The following is a 20777-nucleotide window of genomic DNA, read 5'->3' on the forward strand; positions in this document are numbered from 1 at the left end:
CGATAATGGCAAAAAACTTCGGGTTCTAGTTGTCGAAGATGATGATAATCTCGCTCAAATGTTAGCAACACTACTCGAAAGTCGGGGAATTGAAACTGTGATAGCCAAAACTGGCAAAGAAGCGATTCGTCAAAGCCAGGAAATTAACCCCGATTTAATGATTCTCGACTTAATTTTGCCTGAATGTACTGGTTTCGACGTTGTGGAGTGGTTACAGCAACACAATCGTCTCTGTAATATTCCATTATTGGTTTATTCTGCCTGCGATTTAAACGACACTGAACGCACTAAACTGAAATTAGGACATACCGAGTTTCTCACCAAAGGACGGACTACTACCCAAGAATTTGAGCAAAAAGTAATGGAGTTAATCACACGCATTACCCAAAATCGCCAGTCGGGGAATCAGGAATGATATCAGGTTCGCTTGAATAATGACGATAAAACCGAGGCGGAGATGGAGGGATGGGGAGATGGGGAGATGGGGAGACACGGAGACACGGAGATGGGGAGACACGGAGATGGGGAGACGCGGAGATGGGGAGACATGGAGACACGGAGATGGGGAGATGGGGAGACGCGGAGATGGGAAGATGGGAGAAAAATTAATCAATTAATAATAACTGATTAGCTGGACTTGATATGACAAAACGAATTTTAGTTGTTGACAACGAAGAATATATCCAAGAAGTTACCAAAATTTGCTTGGAAACCGTTGCGAATTGGGAAGTATTAACCGCTAGTTCCGGGAGAGAAGGTATAAATAAGGCAACTAACGAACAACCAGATGCAATTCTTTTGGATGTAATGATGCCAGATATGGATGGTATCACTACCTTTGAGAAACTTCAGGCAAATCCCATTACTCAGAATATACCAGTAATATTTTTAACAGCAAAAATCCAATCTAGCGATAGAAAGCGCTATACAGAACTGGGAATCAAAGATGCGATCGCCAAACCGTTCAATCCTACAGAGTTGGCGCATCAAGTTGCAACAGTATTGGGGTGGAGATCATAAATTCTAAGAATTTGAGGTGCCACCACTCAAAACACGATGCAAAGAAGTTAATAATTCCTGTGCTGTAAAAGGCTTTAACAAAAATTGTATGACTCCATTGCGTGCGGCTTTTTCCACCATCTGAGGCGAACCTAATCCACTCATTGCAATAATTTGAACTTGGGGGTTGAGTTTTTGCAAAGTCCGAATCGTATTTTCCCCATCCATAAGCGGCATCATCATATCAATGAGGACAAGATTAATTTCATTTTTATTTTGAACATAAGTGGCGATCGCATCAATTCCGTCACTGGCTTTTAATACTCTATAATTATAGTTTTCCAAAGTAGATTTTGTGGTCTCCGCAATGACAGTTTCATCATCTGCCACGAGAATTAATTCACCTTTTCCTACTGGCAATTTCCACTGTTCTAATGTTGGGCTAATGTAACTGTTACTAGCTGGTAAGTAAACTTGAAATCGGCTACCTTTGCCTAATTGACTGGATACATTCACAAATCCACCGTGATTTTTAACAATTCCAATCGTAGTTGATAATCCTAAACCAGTACCTTTCCCCACCTCTTTGGTGGTAAAAAATGGTTCAAAAATGCGATCAATAATTTCCGGTGCAATCCCCACTCCCGTATCCGCAATTGTCACGACAATGTAGTCACCAACTTTTGCCTCAATATTCATTTTGGCATAGTAATCATCAACATAAAAGTTTTCCGCCGCAATGGTAATTTTGCCCTCATTGAGGATAGCATCACGGGCATTAACAACTAAATTCATAAAGATTTGATGTAACTGAGTGGCATCCGCAATGACGATTCCTAAATCATCAGGTAATTGGGTCTCAATAGTAATTGACTTGGGAAATGTGCCTCTGGCAATACTTTCAATTTCCGTCAGCAAATACTTAATTTGAATCGCGATTCGTTTACCTTCCGCACCACGGGCAAAAGAAAGAATTTGTTTGACTAAATCTGCGGCACGCTTGGCATTTGTTTCCTGCATTTTTAGCAATTCAACCATGCGATCGTCGAGATTTGTCAACTTTAAAGGCAACAGTTGCGAAACTGCTAAAATTGGTGTAAGTATATTGTTTAAATCATGAGCAATCCCACCAGCCAAAGTGCCAAGACTTTCTAAACGTTGGGCACGATAAAATTGTTGTTCCAGTTGTTTTTTCTCAGTAATATTAGTATTGACAGTGAGAATCGATTTGGGATTTCCGGTCTCATCACGCATTAACGTCCAACTACTCGCAACAATGACTTCTTTCCCGTCTTTTCGCAAATTCGTAAATTCACCCTGCCAATAACCAGATGCAACTGTTGTTTGAATTGCCATTGCTAACAAGTTACTATCTTTGTGCAAAAGCTGGTTGGCATTTTTACCAAGTATTTCATCCACAGAAAAACCATATAAATTTTCTGCACCTTGGTTCCAAAATAAAATACGGTTGTCTAAATCACAAACACAAATAGCATCTGTAGCAATATTTAATAATGCTGCTTGCTCATAAATTTTTGCTTCTGACTGCTTACTTTTCGTAATATCAAAAATCACGCCATCGATATGTAATAATTCACCATCAGCATTTTCAATTGGTCTACCCTGTTCCCAGCAATAGTGAATTTTTCCATCTTGATCATACAAACGATATTCGATTTGAAATGGCTGATTGTTCTTGATGGCATCTTGGACAGTAGTGGCAATTTTTTCCCTATCTTCAGGTATGATTAGAGAATTTATTGAACAGATTTCGCCAACACATAAATCATCATTTTTGTAACCAAACATGGTCTCTACCATGTTGTTAAAAAACACCATCGAGTTATTCGCATTTGGAAATTTTCGATAAACAATCGCCGGTAGATTTTCCGCTAAAGTGCGATATGACAATTCACTTTTTTTGAGTGCAACTTCCGCCTCTTTTCGTCTACTAATATCCGAAAATGAAACAACCACAGCATAGGGATTACTTTCTCCGGGTTGAAACAAAGGCTGAGAATTAATTAAAATCCAGCTTAATTCCCCATTCGGCTTATAAACTCCCATCACCACATTTAAACAGGGTGTACCTGTACGCAATGTCACTATTGCGGGGTGACTTTCATTGGCAAAGGGAGAACCATCTTCATGGATTGTCCGCCAGCGCGAATCGTGAGAAGTTCGCCCCATGATTTGCTCTTTTGTTAGCCCCAAAATTCTTTCAGCACTGGCATTACAGGTAATAATCCGACCTTCTGCATTATGAACTACAATTCCCTCTCGTATAGCTTTAATTACAGAACGGTAGCGTTCCTCACTATCTCGCAGGGCGGCTTCTGTACGTTTGCGTTGAGTGATATCCCGACTGAGAAACACGAAAGCCCCAATATCATCATCATTCAAACAGTTAGTTGCTACACACTCCAGCCATACCCAGAAACCATTTTTGTGTCGCAGTCGATATTCCAGAACTAGGGGAATACCTGGATTCGCCAGCATATCTGCCATAATTGCTTGGATGTTGGCTAAGTCGTCTGGATGCACAGACGTTAAAGGTTGTTGCCCCAAAAATTCTGCTGGTAAATATCCCAAAGTTCTCTCTACAGATGGACTTTGGTAGAAAACATTCGCTTGGGGATCGCAGAGAGTGATAATATCAGGCGAAGTTTCGGTAAGTGCCCGGAAACGTGCCTCACTTTGGCGGAGGCTAGCTTCTGTTCGTTTGTGTTCGTGGATTTCCTCTTGCAGATGTGCATTGGTGGCAGCTAGTTCTTCTAATTCTTCGCTTTTCTCTTGTAATTTCGCTGCTAGTTTTTGGCGATCGCTTTTTTCTTGTTGTAATTTTTGATACAGTTGGCTGAGTTCTGTGTTTTGATTGGCGATGTTTTGCTGTAGCTCGGCAATCATGTTTACCATTTCTACGGTGTCAAATAATTGCCAGAAGCTACTCTGAGTCAGAATTCCCAAAAATTCTCCTTGATTGCCAACTATTACTGATTGCCCTAGCTTTCTCACCTGCATTTGCTGATGGGCAAACCATAGGGAATCTACTGGATTTAGACAAAATAGAGGTTTATTAATCACACTTGCGGCGGTAATTTGGGCAAGATTCCAGCCTAAAGCTTGAAATTGCACAATATCTGCTTCTGTAATTATGCCAATGGGGATGAGAGATTCGCCATTCGCGACTTTCTCTCTAACAATGACTACACAACTTGTGAGATTGTCAGCCATTAATCGAGTTACATCTAAGATTGATGTCGTTGGGAAAGCATAAATTACCTGGGTATTCATGACATCACCAACCAGACGCATTTTCAAGATATTTGCTGGTGGCAAAACCTGGAAAATACTACTTTCTGTAACAACTCCCAATAATTCCTGGCGATCGCCTAAAATTGGTAAATGCCGAATTCGCTGCTGTCGCATGAGTATCATTGCAGTCAAGACATTTTGTCTATGAGATGGAGTCAGGGAAATAATTTCTCGTGTCATTACTTCCGCAACCGTAAGTGTCGCTAAATTTAGTTGTTGGGAGCTGAGTCTAACTACATCTTTCTCTGTAATAATGCCTAATAAATTCCCAAACTCGCCCACCAAAATATAATCGCCATGTGGTTTAGCAGACGGATGTGATGCAGGGTTTTGACATTCATTCCCATTGACTTGAGCCATCAAATCAATGACTTTGCTAACTAACGTATTCGGTGTCACGAGCAAAGGGGAATATTCGATAACTTGCTCTAGCTGCGGCAAGCCAATCATGCTGCTGAAGTTGGCATTTGAAGCATTTGCATCTGTCATGCTTGTTGCCTGTAAATATCATGATTTAATGCTTTTGATACTCAGGATAGCGAAACCCAGGTTTGGGTTATGCCTTTCGTAATATACCGAAAGATTCAAGCTGGCACAACAATTTGCCTTCAGGATAATTCTGGGATTAGGAATCATCTAAAAATAAGTAGTGCAAGCGTCTCGCTTGCTATTTCCTAAAGCTGGGCTTTCCGGCTCCGGAGTTTTCCGTGAAGAACATCTCCCCGGAAACTCCTCTCCACACTACTTGTTCAATTACTGTTCAATTTATTTGGGTACGAATACTTAAGCAACTAATCTTGTTTGGCTGCTTATTCTTCGCAACTGATATTGCTGCAATAATTTCGTTGCTTCTTCAGCCGATAAGGCACAACTAAAAAGATATCCCTGCATCATTTCGCAGTTGAGAATCCGCAGTAAATTACGCTGTTCTTCGGTTTCTACCCCTTCGGCAACAACAGTCAGGTTCAATCCATGTGCTAAGGTAATTATCGCAGTAGTGATGGCGGCATCATGGGTACTTGTCGTCAAATCGCGTACAAACGAACGATCTATTTTTAAACTCTGAATTGGGAAATTTTTGAGATAGCTTAATGAGGAATATCCAGTTCCAAAATCATCAATTGAGATGGCAACACCCATTTGATGTAATTCAGTTAAAATCTCCTTGGTAAATTCTACATTTTGCATGGCTGTGCTTTCAGTAACTTCTAACTCCAAACACTCAGGAGATAATCCAGTTTCTGCTAACACTTGCTGTACCATTTCGACTAGGTTTAATTGTTGAAATTGACGTGCAGACAAATTGACTGCAATCGACAGTGAAGGTAATCCTAATAATCTTTGCCAAAACTTCGTTTGCATACAAGCATGACGCAACACCCATTCCCCAATTGGCACAATTAACCCTGTTTCTTCTGCGAGGGGAATAAATTTTGCTGGGGGAATTAGCCCTAATTGTGAATGCTGCCAACGTAGCAGAGCTTCCATTTTGGTAATTTTACCAGTATTAATATTAACTTGGGGTTGATAATAAATTATAAATTCTTCTTTTTCTAAGGCAGAGTACAAACTGTTTTCTAATATGAATAATTCAGTTGTTTGTAATGTTATATCCGAATTATAAAATAAATATCTATTTTTCCCTTGCGATTTTGCACTATACAGTGCTGTATCGGCATGTTTAATTAATGTTTCCGTATCTTCTCCATCGACAGGATAGAGGGCGACTCCAATACTAACACTAATATGTAAACAATAATTTTCAAGATGAAATGGGGCTTTAAAGGCGGCAATTATTTTTTCTTGGATGTTTGCAGCATTATTCACATCCTGAATATTCGGTAAAATGATAGTAAATTCATCACCTCCCCAACGGGCAATAGTGTCTCCTTCCCGCAAACATTGACTAATTCGTTGGGCAACATTTTGTAATAATTGGTCGCCAATTGCATGACCTAATGTATCATTAATAGTCTTGAATCGGTCTAAATCTAAGAAGCATACAGCTAATTTTTCATTATTGTCACTAGCTTGTCTCACCGCTACTTCTAATCTATCCTTAAAGAGGATGCGGTTAGGTAAATCTGTGAGTAAATCATGTGAAGCCTGATGGCGAATTGTGGCTTCTGCGAGTTTAGATGCAGTAATATCGCGGAAACTCCATACCCTACCAACTATTTGCCCACCTACCCATTGGGGTTGGGAATATCGCTCCAGTATCTTACCATTTTTAAATGCGATCGCATCGTGAATTTGCTTGCTCGGCTCCGCGTGCAATGCACGAATAGTTGCAAAATATTCTCGAGGGTATTTGAGTTGGTTAAGTGCTATTTTTAAAGTCTGCTTGTCATTTCTAGTTTTGAGGGCATGTTCCGAAATGCCCCACATTTGGATGAATTTACGGTTATATCCAGTGACTTTTCCTTGAGTATCAACCACTAAAATTCCATCGGCTGTTGATTCTAGAGTTGCTTGTTGTAGCGATCGTGTTTTTTCTAGTTCAATTTGAATTAAACTAAACTGTGAATCAATATCTTGTTGTACTTCCTGTTTCTGCACGTTACTTTGACAGTCTAAATCTTTCCAATTCGTGGTGACAATTTGATTTTCTCTGCTATAGCTATCAATAACATGAGAATTAAAATCTTCTAAATGGGATATTGATGAAGGTGCTACATATCCAATTGAAACATAGTCAGATTGTGATTCTAAAGGTCTAAAATCACTGATAACATCGCTGCTAGCACCCTGTAAATCGAGTCTACTTTTCAAGCTTGTAGTCTCAGAAACCAACTTCTGTCTTGCTCTAGAAAAATTAATTAATCCCCAAACAAAGAGACAGAAAGCGACTATTTTTGCTTTCAAAGAGATGAGTAAAACAACCATTAAATGTATCATGGTAGTCTCGGCGATCGTCAACCATTAGTGTTATGATATTTTTAATTTGAAAGCAATTCTGCAAATCTGATAGTTTTAGTTATTCTAGTTATCAAATTGCCCATATATTCAGAACCGATAATATGCAAATTCTTATCTTTAACTAAGAGATTAACAATATCTTTTGATAATTAGATTTACATTGCCCATGCACTTTATCAACTATCATCCTTGTTCTTATTGTCATATTTTTCGTCATGATATTCATAGATAAATATTGGTGAATAGGTGGCTAATAAATGTTAATTCCATAAAAATATCCCAATATTACTAGTAATTGTCTTCTCTAAGCAGTTATACTCAAAAATTTATTTTTGGGAAGCTTATTGACATACTACCAGAACTGAAACGATGCCAAGGTATTAGACTGCAAATATTAAAGGGAATGAAGCATATTTTTGAAACACTAGCAGAAGTGTAACAAAATACTATACCAGTGTATAGGTAGAAACTACGGATGTCGAGTGTCTTGAGTCTTAGCTAAAAAATTAAAAAATTATTAAATAGGTGCTCAAGTATTCTAACAATAAATATCGGTATTTTTGTCAAAAATTATACAGAAATTACAAAAAAATGTGAATTTATTTACGTCCATCAAGACTCTTGGCAGAGCATTCTATTCTCCATATAATAGTCTTTGTCGCTAATTAACCCAATCACAATCACTGAATTTCTCAGGTGCGTAAGTCCTATTTACAATCAAACTTATGAACACCTTCAGATTGATATTTTCACTGATGAAATATGTTTATTTTAAATAAAAATATATTTCAATAATCCAAATTACTTTTTGAAAACTAGTTATAGATAATACAAGTACAAGTATAAGTGAAGCAATAAATCATCCTTAATTACGCATTTACCGCTACAATAGCTTGGCGTTGTGCAAATGTACAAATAAAAACAATGACAGAAGCTAATATTGGGATTATTGGCGGTAGCGGTCTATACAAGATGGACAGCCTCAAAGATGTTGAAGAAGTGCATATCGAAACACCATTTGGCTCGCCTTCAGATGCATTAATCCTGGGAAATTTGGATGGGGCACGAGTAGCATTTTTAGCACGTCATGGTCGAAATCACACGTTATTGCCCTCAGAGTTGCCTTTTCGCGCCAATATCTACGCGATGAAAAAGCTAGGAGTTGAGTATATTATCTCCGCCAGTGCAGTCGGTTCTCTCAAAGCAGAAGTCAAGCCCTTAGATATGGTGGTTCCAGATCAATTTATTGACAGAACAAGAAACCGAATTTCAACTTTTTTTGGTGAAGGAATAGTCGCACATATTACATTTGGTGACCCTATATGTAAAAATTTAGCTCAAGTAGTTGCTGATGCGATCGCAGAACTAAATCTCCCTGATGTCAGTTTACATCGTGGTGGTACATATGTTTGTATGGAAGGACCAGCATTTTCGACAAAGGCTGAATCGAATTTGTACCGTAGTTGGGGTGCAACGGTTATCGGCATGACGAATTTACAAGAAGCAAAACTGGCGAGGGAAGCGGAAATTGCCTATGCAACAATGGCGTTGGTGACAGATTACGATTGCTGGCATCCTGACCATGATAATGTGACTGTGGAGATGGTAGTTGCGAATTTACATCGTAATGCTGTGAATGCTCAAAAGGTGATTCAACAAGCTGTACGAAGTTTGAATGCGAATCCACCAGAGAGTGAATCTCATTCGGCTTTGAAATATGCAATATTAACTCGCTTGGATAGTGTCCCTGTAGCCACAAAACAGAAGTTGGAAGCGATTTTGCAAAAATATATTTAAGTCATTCTTGACACTCTGCCCTCTGAAGAGAGGCAGATTCTTTAAGACTTGCTTAAAAGGGATAGTCAAATATCCCCCTAGACGCTCAAAACAACTACCTTTAAAGATGCTGCAATTGCGCTTACTTTTTAAATTTCGTTGCGTTCCGAGTCCATCACCATGCCAGTTTGGTACGCTCAACATCCTGCCATTGCTTGTTTACCCAGGGCTGAACTTGTTCAGGAACGAGGTAAATCAGGGATTTCACCTTACTAGGGTGTTTCATCACGTAGATGGTTATTCCTACTTGCTACAAGTAGTTTAGCATTTTTGAATGCAGATAAATCTGCACGAGTCGTTTTTCCTCCCTGGGCTGAAGCCGCAGGGCTTCCAAACTCCCAGGTATTTTACGTGAAGTAATCTCTGGTTTTGCATATCTTTTGGAAAAGTTAGCTTGATACTAATTTCCTTAACACGATATGGAGACGCGGAGATGGCGGGATGCGGAGACGCGGAGACGCGGAGACGCGGAGATGGCGGGATGCGGAGACGCGGAGACACGGAGACGCGGAGACATGGAGACGCGGAGACAAAGAAGTTTCTTTTATTAATCTCCCACTCTCCCACTCTCCCACTCTCCCACTCTCCCACTCCCTCACTCCCTCACTCCACTTGATAAACAAAATTGAAACTTGCCCAATTATTCACATCCCACATGTAAACATCGCTAATATCTTTTTTAGATGTACTTGCATTGTGCAAATCTTGGAGTAATGCCAGGGTGACTTCGCTTGGATTTGCTAAAGCCATAATCCGGGGTTGTTCGACAGGGGTTAGCTTAGTAGTTGTTAGTGCGGCGATGGTTTGGGTAAATGGTGCGGTGCTGAGGATTACTTGAGTTTCACAAAGCTCACTAACTCCCTGTAATACCCATTCAACACTAGGAGTAATTTGGGGAATGGTAATATTTGCACCTGGTTCGATAATAATATTTTGTAATGATGGTTGAGTGGTTGAAGTGGTGGTTTCAGTATTTTTTTCCAGAGGATGGATTTGCCAAGAATATAATGCCAAAGGGTTTTTACTGCTATCTACACCGAATAGCATTAGATAGAGAATTTGTGAAGTTTTATTTTCGACTCGAAATTGTAGGTGAGTACCTGTAGAAATAGAACTGAGGCTGTGGGATTGTCTGTAGGGCTTAGTTTCACGCTGCATAATAATTTGCGGTGTGTTGCTATTGGTAGCCTCTAGTGCCACTTTGACACTCAATTGTGATGATGCTTCGTTGTTGGTAATCCGCCACAATTTTGCTGCTAGTAATGTTTGTAATTTAGGGTTTAACCTTTGTGCTGCCAGTTTTGCGGCTTCTCCCACCTCTCCTGATGTATTGGGGATAAATTCTCCAGTTAGGCTAAATAAACCGTAGCGACTCTGAGATAGTAAATCTTTGGTTTTAGTTTCTGGTAGCTTGCCAAATATGTAATCTGCGGGTTGTTCTCCAACAACGACGCTAGAAACGCGATTCACGGTAGCAAAACCACTGGTGGCATCAACCCGTTCAATACGTTCTAAACTATTATCGATCGCAATATTTAAATTGATATTCCGAGGTATTACCCGTACCACTTCTTGAATTAGTTGTCCGACTTGGGGAGTGAAGGAAGTGTCAAGGATTGTGGCTTTGGCGATTAAACCAGAACGCGATCGCAGTACAATTTCTGGGGAAACTCTATTTTGAGCAATTATATCTTGGGAATTATTAATTGGCGATCGCAAATTCGAGAACTGTAAGTGGGAATTGTCGCTAGGGATAATTCGGAAGCGCGAATTGACACCATAATATTCGAGAATTAGCGGTGAAATTCCTCCCAACCACAATTGCACTGTTTTACCTGTGTCTTCAATGGCTGTAACTGCACCTTCAACACCAATATCACTGTTTGCTAGCAAAGTATCGCTAAAATTCAAGCGCAGAGAGGTTTTCTTGGCATTAAATAAATTTGGTGTTTGGTTACTACCTAACTGGCGTATGGCATTTTCAATTCTTGCCAAGCCAATATTAATTGTAGTTGTAGGGGTGTTTTCCCACAAATATTGCGTTAGGGCATAAGTGAATATACCTGCACTAAACCCTGTCATTTGTATTTCTTGTGCAGACTGCTTGGCATTCGCTGTTGCAGATACAACCAAAGCAGGAGGAGTAGTGGCAATTTTATTTTTAAGTTCTTTTTGTAAATCTATCTCACTGGTGGCGATATTAATATTGGCATCCGTGAGGTGAGTACGAATCGCTAACCCACGATTTTGGAGATTCGCGGTACTCGCAGCATTGTAGCTGGCATCTACCACCGCAAACACCTTTTCAGTCGGCAACGACCTTAACATTAACAATAAAGTATCTTCTAATAAATAATTCGCGACTTGATTATTTTCGACATTGGCAAAACCATCTACAGGAATCAAGGCATTTTCTGACTTGATGCGACTACCATAACCACTAAAGTGGAAAAACACCACATCACCAGGTTTACATTGGCTAGCAAGATGCTCAAAAAAAGCCTTCTCAATTAAATCCCGACTCGCAGCATCATCCGTCAAACACAAAATATCCGATGGTTGAAAACCAAAACGATGAATCAAAAGCTCCCTTTGTAATTCCACATCTGTCAAACAACCAGTTAAAGCTGGGATTTTTAGGTAACTATTCACACCAATCAACAAAGCTAACTTCCGGGGATTCGATTCTGCCAATGCTTGATAGTCGCTACTTCCAGGCAATAGCCACCCAATCTCACTTGCTTTGAAAATAGCAAGTATGCTACCAAATTGCTGCAAAAAAGTCCGCCGTTTCATTCAGTCTATCCCCTAGCCCTTTTTTGGATTAGATATCAGATTAAAGGGCTGAAATCCTGATTGTAAAGCTATTACCATCACTGTTTTGGAAGTCTTTACGAATTTAACAATATTTCTCAATATTAGCGATAATTGTCTGTGAAACTCAAAATACCTATTACTGAATCCACTTCCAGAGAGGATGTGTTTCTCCTTGTTCTCTGATGCGACAAACCGTTTTTTCTAGACGTTGCCTTTCGGATTCTGGTAAACCAAAAATAATATTCCGACTTTGCCAAATTAAAATCGCTAACATTGAGCCAATACAAAAAGCTAAACCAATAGTGGCAAATGGATGGTAGTAAAGCCCATAGCGCACAGCCACCCAAGTAAAATATTGTCTCCACAAACTAATTTCCGAGCGTAAACTCCACAGGGAAACTGGTATAATTAGAACCCATAATAAAGCCACAAATATCCAGCGACCATAAATAGTTAAACGGTGTAATTTTTGCACTTGTTCCACAAACAATTGGTCTTTTTCAAATTCTTCCATAAATCACTTAGCTATGGAAATTGGGATATGGGAATTGGGATATGGGAATTAGGTAATAGACATCTCCAGAAATTAATTATGTGTTGGTGATATCCTTTATACCCCATACACCGATGTCCTATCCCCATATCCAGTTAATTTGCTACCGATTCAGTATTTTCCGGTAAAGTTGGTTGTTCGCTACGTTCTCTCCACCATGCAAGCAACGTACTAGCAACAAAGATACTAGAATAAGCTCCCATTGTGAAACCAATAATTAGCGCCAGGGAGAAATTTTTTAAGGTTTCCCCACCGAATAAGAATATGGCAAACAACGTCAGTAAGGTTGTAAGGGTAGTATTAATCGATCGCCCTAGGGTTTGGTCAACTGCATCGTCTACAATGTCTGTAATGGTGCGATTAGAGTTGCTTTTTAAGGTTTCACGGATGCGATCGTAAATAACTACAGTGTCGTTGACAGAGAAACCAACAATTGTTAATAGTGCCACCACGAATAAGCTATCTGCCTCGATACGTGTCGGTGCTAAACCCAGAATTGAGAAGATTCCCATTGTAATTAAAACATCGTGGAACAATGCAACGATCGCAAAGATGGCATAATCCCATTGAAAGCGAAATCTTAAGTATATTAAGATACCACCTAATGATAAACCTAAGGCGAGCAGACCCTTAGTAAATAGTTCTCTTCCCAGAGTCGGACCAACACTATCAATTGAAGTTTTATTGGGGTCGAAAACGCCAATTTTTTCGCTTAATGTATTCAGAAGTTGATTACGTTGTTCGGGATTTAAATTTTTGGAGCGGATGGAGATACCGTTATCTTGTTGTGTTTCCCTATCTGCCACCAGTTGAATGCTAGCGTCTCCCAGTCCTTGACTTTTGGCAACATCGCGGACAAGGTTAATATCGATCGCTTGATCGCAATTTCCTGGTTTTGTACAGTCTCTTTCCACCTGTAACCTAGTACCACCAATAAAATCCAAACCAGGGCGGAGAGGAGCCTGGATATCCGGGTTCAAAGTGGAAATTACCATCGATATCACACCGATCGCAATAATAACCAAAGAAATAGCCCACCAGAGCGAGCGCTTTTTATTTACAGCTAGTTTCATTGCGCCACCTCCGGTTTTTTGCTCTTGCTCGCTGATAAGTTGGGACAAAAATATTCTGGTTTTTTGAAAGCGGGAATTGCGATCGCTATAAACATTAAGGTACGGCTGGCAGTAATTGCTGTAAACATACTAATTGCCACACCAATACTCAAAGTGACAGCAAAACCCTTAACTAAACCAGAACCAAAGATAAACAGGAAGAAACAAGCAACCCATGTGGTGACGTTGCCATCTAAGATACTGGAAAATGCTCGGTAAAAACCAGATTCAACCGAACGGAAGAGGGTTTTCCCAGCCCGCAGTTCTTCTCTAGTACGCTCAAAAATTAACACATTGGCATCCACTGCCATGCCAATACTGAGAACAAATCCAGCAATACCAGGTAAGGTCATTGTGACTTGCAACAACCCAAATGCTGCCCAGGAAAACAATGCATAAATAATTAAGGAAATATCTGCCAGAACACCTGGTAGCCTGTAATACACAATCATGTAAATAAGCACAAGTGCCAGACCGCCAATCCCTGCATAAATACTGCTTTGAATACTATCTTGACCCAAGGTTGCGCCGACAGTACGATTTTCCACAATCTCCACAGGGACAGGTAAAGCACCACCCCGCAACTGCACGCCTAAATCAATGGCTTCTTGAGCGTCAAAGTTACCAGAAATGGAGACATTCCCCCCTGTAATTCCTGTTGCTGCGTACTCAGGTCTAACTGTGGGATAGCTAATGATTGCATTATCAAGGAAAATACCAGTAGTGCGTCCAGTTCCAGCAACTTCCTTACTCAACTGGGCAAAAAGTTCGCCACCTTGTTTGTCGAAGCGAATATTAACTTCCCAGTTTTGACCTTGAGTGGGGGCACCTTGAGCATCTTGAAGGAATTTACCAATTAAAGGTGGATTGGTACTTTCAAACAATTCCCCTATTTCCTGATTAGATTTTTGTATATCTGCTTGAATTTTGTCAATAGCAGCTTGATCTTTAGCTTTTCGAGCTGTTTTGAGTTGCTCTTTGAGCAGGTTATAGGGAGTAACTAACTCAAAAAATTTGGCTTCTGTACCAGCTTTTTGCTTCTTAAATTCTAACTGTGCTGTACCACCTAATACCCGTTCGGCTTGTTCGGGGTCTTTAACACCAGGAAGTTGCACGAGGATTTTATCCTCACCAGCTTTTTGGATTACGGCTTCCGCAACCCCTAAACCGTTAACCCGTAATTCCACAACCTGCAAAACATCTTCCAGATTGCGCTCGGTAATTTTGGGAATATCCTTAGTGGGTTTGAGTTGAATTGTCAATTGGGAACCACCTTGTAAATCTAAACCAAGGGGTACACGTAATCCAGGAGTAGCAATCACCGCGATGGCGGCGATTACCATGACTAATATTAGAGCTAATAGCGATCGCTGCTTTTGCATACCATAACGGGAGTGCGACAAACGATATAATAACCCTCTTTTGGAGAGTTATGAATTTTGCAGTCACATATATTTGGGTATCTTGAGGATACTTGAGGAGAAAAAGTTAAAATAGAGCATTAAAACAATTCGCAATTCGCAATACTCGCTCCGCGAGAAGCAAGCTACGCAATTCGCAATTGCGTTTTGTGTCGGGGTAAAATCCCCATCACAAAACAAGCTGTCTGTAGAGACAGGGGAATTAAACCTCCAGACTTTATTAAACATGCCTTCCACGAAAAGCCATGATTATGCAATCATCACCCTCGACAGCAGAGGATATCATCTACCCTGAGAGCGATGGACAACCAATGGCAGATAACACCAAGCAGTTTGAGTTGATCGTTCTGATCAAAAAAAACTTGGATTTATTATTTGCTCACGAGCCAAATGTGTTCGTAGCCGGAGATTTGTTCTGGTATCCCGTTCAGGGAGATAATAGTATCCGTCGGGCACCTGATGTGATGGTGGTTTTTGGCAGACCAAAAGGCGATCGCGGTTCCTATTTACAATGGCAGGAAGAAAATATTATTCCCCAAGTTGTGTTTGAAATTCTTTCTCCTGGTAATACCCACCGAGAAATAATTGCCAAATACAAATTTTATCAACGTTACGGAGTCGAAGAATATTATCTGTATGACCCAGAGACGGGAGAATTAACGGGTTGGTTACGTGAAAATAATGAACTACGGGAAATTGGCGAAATAATTGCTTGGGTTAGTCCCCGTTTAGGTATACGCTTGGAAGTTAATAATGGCGAATTACAAATATTTCGTCCAGATGGACAAAAATTTTTGACCTATTTGGAATTAGACCAAATTCGAGAACAGGAACGTCAACGATATGAACAAGAATATCAACGAGCGGAACAGGCAGAAACCCAACTCCAAGCATTACGGGCTTTACTAAAATCAAAGGGAATTAATCCAGAAGAAATTTAGCCACATCGCAATTCAAACAGAGGATAAGAGGGAGGAGACAGCGAGACATATCTTCCTGCTGCCCCTGTCCCCACCTCTCTTACCTAAACCCGCATTGCCACCATTTTTTGCACAGCTTCAACAATTTGTTCGGGTTGGACAATAGTTAATCTTTCCAACGAACCATTGTAGGGAGTGGGAATATCCTGGGAAGATAGCCGCAATACAGGTGCATCGAGTTCATCAAACAGGCGATCGTTAATTGAGGCTGTTAATTCCGCACCAATTCCCCCAGTTCGCATACATTCTTCCACAATAATGACGCGGTGGGTTTTCCGTATGGATGCACCAATGGTATCAAAATCTAATGGTTTCAGCGAAATTAAATCTATAACTTCTGGGTCATAACCCTCTTTCTCTAAACCTTTCATCGCCTGCATCACATGGTGACGCATCCGAGAGTAAGTAAGAATAGTTACATCTTTCCCTGAACGAACAACCTCAGCTTTATCAAGCGGTAATAGGTATTCTTCTTCAGGTAAATTTTCTTTTAAGTTGTACAGCAATACATGTTCAAAGAACAAAACCGGATTATTATCGCGAATAGCAGCCTTTAACAACCCTTTGGCATTGTAAGGAGTCGAACAAGCAACGATTTTTAAACCGGGAACCGCTTGGAAATAGGCTTCCAAACGCTGCGAATGCTCCGCACCCAACTGTCTACCCACACCACCGGGACCACGAATGACCATGGGAATTTTAAAATTACCACCGGAGGTATAGCGCAACATTCCCGCATTATTGGAAATCTGGTTAAACGCTAACAACAAAAATCCCATATTCATACCCTCGATAATTGGTCTTAAACCAGTCATCGCGGCACCGACAGCCATCCCAGTAAAGCTATTTTCGGCAATAGGTGTATCTAGAACCCGAAGTTCACCATACTTTTTGTAGAGGTCTTTAGTCACCTTGTAGGAACCGCCATAATGTCCTACATCCTCTCCCATAACTAGAACCGTAGCATCACGCGCCATTTCCTCATCGATGGCTTCCCGCAGAGCGTTAAAAAATAAAGTTTCTGCCATTAGACCTTGTAATATGCAATATGCGATCGTTGTTCTAGAATCTTATCGTGACTGGGGAGCAAATACGGTAGCAGAAATACGACTTCGCAATGTAGCGTTGAGTAAATCGCATTTTTGACATCAGACTAACACCATACGGATGAATTCAAATAACTGAAATTTTAGAAAATTGGCTTTCTTTACCATACAAAACCCAAATAAGCTCATATTCTCAGGAATATTAGCTTGATATTAGGGAAAATGTTGGGCGAATTAAGTGGTAAAGTTTGATACAGATAGGGAAATATTGAGGCGATCGCGATCGGCAGTACATCAAAATAGTCATGTTGATTTAAAAAGAAACCCGATTTTTGCCAATACGGTTCTATTCAGCTTGAAGGTGTGTTGATTATAGAATTAAGTCACTTATTAAATCAGCGAAATACAGAGTTAAGTATATTTTGCTCAAAATATTCTTGATAAATTTTTCGTTGAAATGCAAATGTAACGCTACAACCAACGCTGTTTTTTAGCGAATGTAATACTACTAAACACAATTAGTATTATTATACTAATAACAGCCGGATAAGCCCAAGATTGCTCTAATTCTGGCATATATTTAAAATTCATGCCATAAAATCCCGTAATAAAAGTGATTGGTAAAAATATAGTCGAAAGAATAGTCAAACGATTAATTCTTTCACTGGTTTTGCTAGCAATATTATCGCGTTGAATTTCCATTAATTCCGACATCCAAGCTCGTAAAGCTTGATATTCTTGCCAGAGATTATCAACTTGATGAACTAACTCTTGGTTGAATAATACTTTTACTGGCTGACTAATCCATTGAAAATCTTCATAATTCATCAGAGCTAAAAGTGACCTGATATTTTGAAAATTACGCCGTCCAGAGCGAGTTGATTGTCTCATTGCGGCAATTTTTCGGTACGTTATTTCATTCCCAGAATTTGCTAAAACTTCGTCTTCCAAATCATCAAGGCATCTAGAAATATAATCAAAAACACTATGATAATTGTTTAAAATACTTTTAAAAATTAGATACAAAATATAATCAACATCCCATTCTTGAATATTGACAATTCGCTTATTAATATTATTAATTAGTATAGTGAGAACTTTAATTTCTGTTATTTCAAAGGTAATGATAAATTTCCTACCTAATACAATACTACCCTGTGCTACTTGAAACTCTCGATTTTTGATTTGATGAGTTAGGATTTCATAGCCATCAAATAGACAATCTTCCATATCGTCATCAATCCCAGTCAGGGAGCGGTTAAATATCATATCAATTCGTGATGGATCGATTTGAAAATGGTTAATAATTTTTGCGGTTCCAGTGCGATCGCGAAAGTTAATACAACGTAACCAAATATTATGAGAAACATCAATCTTTTTTAGCACTGTATCAACATCTCTACTTGAGAATAATTCTAAGTGATTCTGAGAAAATATCAGCAGAATTAGCATATAAGGTAAACTAGTTTGATTTTGAGGTAGACATTTGTATTTGTTAAAACTATAAAACTATAAAAATAAAAATAATACTTCTGATGTCCAATTCGCTATTTTTGCTGAAACGTTGCTGATACAATACTTAACTGTGACGAGAAACCCAGTTTCTTGAGCGTCTCGCTATCCCAGGAAACCCAATTTCTCCCACATAACCGAATCTCAGCGACACCAAAATTCGGTACAGGGAGAAACCCAGCTTTTTGAATATTTAATCAATTACGAATTATCTTGCCCAATTTGCAGCATCAATCCATATTCCAGACCTTCCACTACAGCTTGATAGGATGCCTCAAGTATATTTACTGATACACCAACTGTTGTCCAACGCTGTGTAGAATTGCGCGACTCTACCAAAGCCCTTGTAATTGCATCAGTTCCCGCATGTCCATTGAGAATCCGCACTTTATAATCGCTCAACTCAAATTCGTGGATTTGAGGGTAAAAATTTACTAAAGCCTTACGTAAAGCTGCATCTAAAGCAGCCACAGGACCATTACCTTCAGCAGCTTCTAAAATATCCCTCCCATTGACGGCTATTTTAATTGTCGCTAATGCCGGGTTTTTACATTCCTTCCCTTGTGCCAAATTACTGTGAACTTGAAAACCTTTGATTTCAAAGAACTTTTGCCGAGTTCCCAAAGCATCACGCATTAATAATTCAAAACTCGCTTCGGCGGCTTCAAACTGATAACCCTCACTTTCCAATACCTTGAGACGTTCTAAAATGACTCGCGTGGCGGGGTTTTGTTTGTCGAGTTCGATCCCAAAGGTACGGGCTTTTGCCAGCACATTACTGACACCAGCTTGTTCGGAGATGACAATGCGGCGACTATTTCCCACCTGTTCGGGTTGGATATGTTCGTAAGTCAGGGGGTTGCGTTCAACTGCGGAGACGTGAATACCACCCTTGTGGGCAAAAGCCGATCGCCCAACAAAAGGTGCATGTTCGTCGGGGGCAAGATTAACGACTTCGCTCACAAAACGACTAGTTTCCGTGAGTTGGGAAATTTGCCCATCTTCAATACAACTAAAACCTAATTTCAGTTGCAGATTCGGGATTAATGAGCATAAATTTGCATTTCCGCAGCGTTCCCCATAACCATTGATTGTCCCTTGAACCATTGTCGCACCCGCCATCACAGCTGCGATCGCATTAGCAACGGCGGTATCAGCATCGTTATGGGTATGGATACCCAGTTGGGGCAATGGCTGTTTTTCCCCATTAATTAATAACAAATCTCGATTTAATCCAGATAAATGACTATTTACAGATTGAACAATTTGAGTCACTTCATGGGGTAAAGTTCCACCATTAGTGTCACATAACACTAACCATTCAGCCCCAGCTTCTGCGGCTACTGTCAGGGTTTTCAAGGCATATTCGGGATTATTTTTGTAGCCATCAAACCAATGTTCAGCATCATAAATTACACGCCTACCTTGATTCTTAAGATAGGCGATCGTATCACCGATCATGGCAATATTTTCCGCTAAAGTAGTCTTTAGACCTTCGGTGACGTGTAAATCCCAAGATTTGCCGAAAACTGTCACCCAACGAGTACCAGCAGTAATAATTGCTTGTAACATGGGTTCAGTGGCGGCGGATGTATTCGGACGACGAGTTGAACAAAAAGCAACAACTTCGGCTTGTTCGAGCGGTTCTGCTTGCAACTGCAAAAAAAACTGGACATCCTTGGGATTAGCTCCGGGCCAGCCACCCTCAATAAATGGAATGCCTAACTGATCTAACTTACGGGCGATGCGTAATTTATCTTCTGTCGATACCGATAAGCCTTCACGTTGAGTACCGTCCCGAAGTGTAGTGTCGTAGAGCCAAACATGAGATGGGGAAATTACGGTCATAATACGGGAAAAACAAGACAAGATTTGAGGCGATGTGTCAATATACAGCAAAAGCCAATTGATGATACGACATGCCAAAGGTACTAGCTCAGGGTAAAACAATAGAGTGCAAAGTGGGAGCAAACTTAAGAAAAGTTTTGCTGCAAAATCATGTTGACCTCTACAATGGCGGTGCGTTGGTGATTAACTGTCGAGGAATTGGTAGTTGTGGAACTTGTGCAGTCCTTGTAGAAGGCGAAGTTAACGAGCCTAATTGGCGCGATACGACTCGACGTTCCCTACCACCGCACTCACCTGGCAACAACCTACGTTTAGCCTGTCAAACTCAGGTTCTAGGCGATGTCAAAGTAACAAAATATGATGGTTTTTGGGGACAAAATCCTCAAATAGTTTGGACAAGTGAAGGTTAAATAAGGAGA

17 protein-coding genes are annotated in these 20777 nt (G+C 40.1%); 8 read left to right on the forward strand and 9 right to left on the reverse strand.

The genetic code is table 11. The features are described from left to right. The 3 genes from VB733_RS22295 to VB733_RS22305 form a co-directional block, all read left to right on the forward strand. Positions 1 to 415: response regulator (locus tag VB733_RS22295; protein ID WP_323342250.1), on the forward strand; the 415-nt coding region annotated here is incomplete at its 5' end. 19 nt (positions 416 to 434) lie between these two features. Then, on the forward strand, positions 435 to 617 hold the full coding sequence (locus tag VB733_RS22300) for a hypothetical protein (protein WP_323342251.1): 183 nt from the start codon (positions 435 to 437) through the stop codon (positions 615 to 617). Positions 618 to 642: 25 nt separating this feature from the next. Next, positions 643 to 1020 carry a response regulator gene (locus VB733_RS22305; protein ID WP_323342252.1) on the forward strand — a complete coding sequence of 126 codons (378 nt, stop codon included), beginning with the start codon at positions 643 to 645 and terminating at the stop codon, positions 1018 to 1020. Between the two features lie 3 nt (positions 1021 to 1023). On the opposite strand, the gene VB733_RS22310 is transcribed toward VB733_RS22305, so the two are convergent. Both VB733_RS22310 and VB733_RS22315 read right to left on the reverse strand, forming a co-directional pair. Further along, complete coding sequence (locus VB733_RS22310) at positions 1024 to 4803, reverse strand: PAS domain S-box protein (protein WP_323342253.1); 3780 nt, start codon at positions 4801 to 4803, stop codon at positions 1024 to 1026. A 294-nt stretch (positions 4804 to 5097) separates the two neighbouring features. Further along, positions 5098 to 7212, reverse strand: coding sequence for a putative bifunctional diguanylate cyclase/phosphodiesterase (locus tag VB733_RS22315; protein WP_323342254.1), 2115 nt, complete (start codon positions 7210 to 7212; stop codon positions 5098 to 5100). A 945-nt stretch (positions 7213 to 8157) separates the two neighbouring features. On the opposite strand from VB733_RS22315, the gene VB733_RS22320 reads away from it, so the two are divergent. Continuing rightward, positions 8158 to 9030 (forward strand): S-methyl-5'-thioadenosine phosphorylase, encoded by an 873-nt coding sequence (locus VB733_RS22320; protein WP_323342255.1) that lies wholly within the window; start codon positions 8158 to 8160, stop codon positions 9028 to 9030. A gap of 458 nt (positions 9031 to 9488) precedes the next feature. Beyond that, positions 9489 to 9620: a hypothetical protein gene (locus tag VB733_RS22325; RefSeq protein ID WP_323342256.1), complete on the forward strand. Its 132-nt coding sequence runs from the start codon at positions 9489 to 9491 to the stop codon at positions 9618 to 9620. 52 nt (positions 9621 to 9672) lie between these two features. On the opposite strand, the gene VB733_RS22330 is transcribed toward VB733_RS22325, so the two are convergent. The 4 genes from VB733_RS22330 to secD all read right to left on the reverse strand — a co-directional run bounded on the left by VB733_RS22330 (position 9673) and on the right by secD (position 14933). Next, positions 9673 to 11865 carry a caspase family protein gene (locus VB733_RS22330; protein ID WP_323342257.1) on the reverse strand — a complete coding sequence of 731 codons (2193 nt, stop codon included), beginning with the start codon at positions 11863 to 11865 and terminating at the stop codon, positions 9673 to 9675. 157 nt (positions 11866 to 12022) lie between these two features. Beyond that, positions 12023 to 12400, reverse strand: coding sequence for a hypothetical protein (locus VB733_RS22335; RefSeq protein WP_323342258.1), 378 nt, complete (start codon positions 12398 to 12400; stop codon positions 12023 to 12025). Between the two features lie 134 nt (positions 12401 to 12534). Next, the gene (secF, locus tag VB733_RS22340) at positions 12535 to 13512 is read right to left on the reverse strand and encodes a protein translocase subunit SecF (RefSeq protein ID WP_323342259.1); all 978 of its coding nucleotides are present in this window, start codon (positions 13510 to 13512) and stop codon (positions 12535 to 12537) included. Further along, positions 13509 to 14933 (reverse strand): protein translocase subunit SecD, encoded by a 1425-nt coding sequence (gene secD / locus VB733_RS22345; protein WP_323342285.1) that lies wholly within the window; start codon positions 14931 to 14933, stop codon positions 13509 to 13511. Before secD ends, secF begins: the two co-directional genes overlap by 4 nt. A 284-nt stretch (positions 14934 to 15217) precedes the next feature. Here secD and VB733_RS22350 point away from each other — a divergent pair, with 284 nt between their 5' ends. Next, positions 15218 to 15913 carry a Uma2 family endonuclease gene (locus VB733_RS22350; RefSeq protein ID WP_323342260.1) on the forward strand — a complete coding sequence of 232 codons (696 nt, stop codon included), beginning with the start codon at positions 15218 to 15220 and terminating at the stop codon, positions 15911 to 15913. An 83-nt stretch (positions 15914 to 15996) separates the two neighbouring features. On the opposite strand, the gene VB733_RS22355 is transcribed toward VB733_RS22350, so the two are convergent. Continuing rightward, the gene (locus VB733_RS22355) at positions 15997 to 16980 is read right to left on the reverse strand and encodes an alpha-ketoacid dehydrogenase subunit beta (RefSeq protein WP_096612849.1); all 984 of its coding nucleotides are present in this window, start codon (positions 16978 to 16980) and stop codon (positions 15997 to 15999) included. 256 nt (positions 16981 to 17236) lie between these two features. On the opposite strand from VB733_RS22355, the gene VB733_RS22360 reads away from it, so the two are divergent. After that, positions 17237 to 17368, forward strand: a complete 132-nt coding sequence (locus tag VB733_RS22360) for a hypothetical protein (protein WP_323342261.1) — start codon at positions 17237 to 17239, stop codon at positions 17366 to 17368. Positions 17369 to 17469: 101 nt separating this feature from the next. On the opposite strand, the gene VB733_RS22365 is transcribed toward VB733_RS22360, so the two are convergent. Together VB733_RS22365 and cimA are read right to left on the reverse strand one after the other, a co-directional pair. Then, entirely contained in the window at positions 17470 to 18450 is a 981-nt protein-coding gene (locus VB733_RS22365; RefSeq protein WP_323342262.1) for a magnesium transporter CorA family protein, read from the reverse strand. Between the two features lie 261 nt (positions 18451 to 18711). Continuing rightward, positions 18712 to 20358, reverse strand: a complete 1647-nt coding sequence (gene cimA / locus VB733_RS22370; protein WP_323342263.1) for a citramalate synthase — start codon at positions 20356 to 20358, stop codon at positions 18712 to 18714. A 71-nt stretch (positions 20359 to 20429) separates the two neighbouring features. Here cimA and VB733_RS22375 point away from each other — a divergent pair, with 71 nt between their 5' ends. Then, positions 20430 to 20768 carry a 2Fe-2S iron-sulfur cluster-binding protein gene (locus tag VB733_RS22375; RefSeq protein WP_323342264.1) on the forward strand — a complete coding sequence of 113 codons (339 nt, stop codon included), beginning with the start codon at positions 20430 to 20432 and terminating at the stop codon, positions 20766 to 20768. The last annotated feature ends 9 nt before the right edge of the window (positions 20769 to 20777 follow it).

The organism is Calothrix sp. UHCC 0171 (assembly GCF_034931845.1).
In the GTDB taxonomy this organism is placed as follows: domain Bacteria; phylum Cyanobacteriota; class Cyanobacteriia; order Cyanobacteriales; family Nostocaceae; genus Brunnivagina.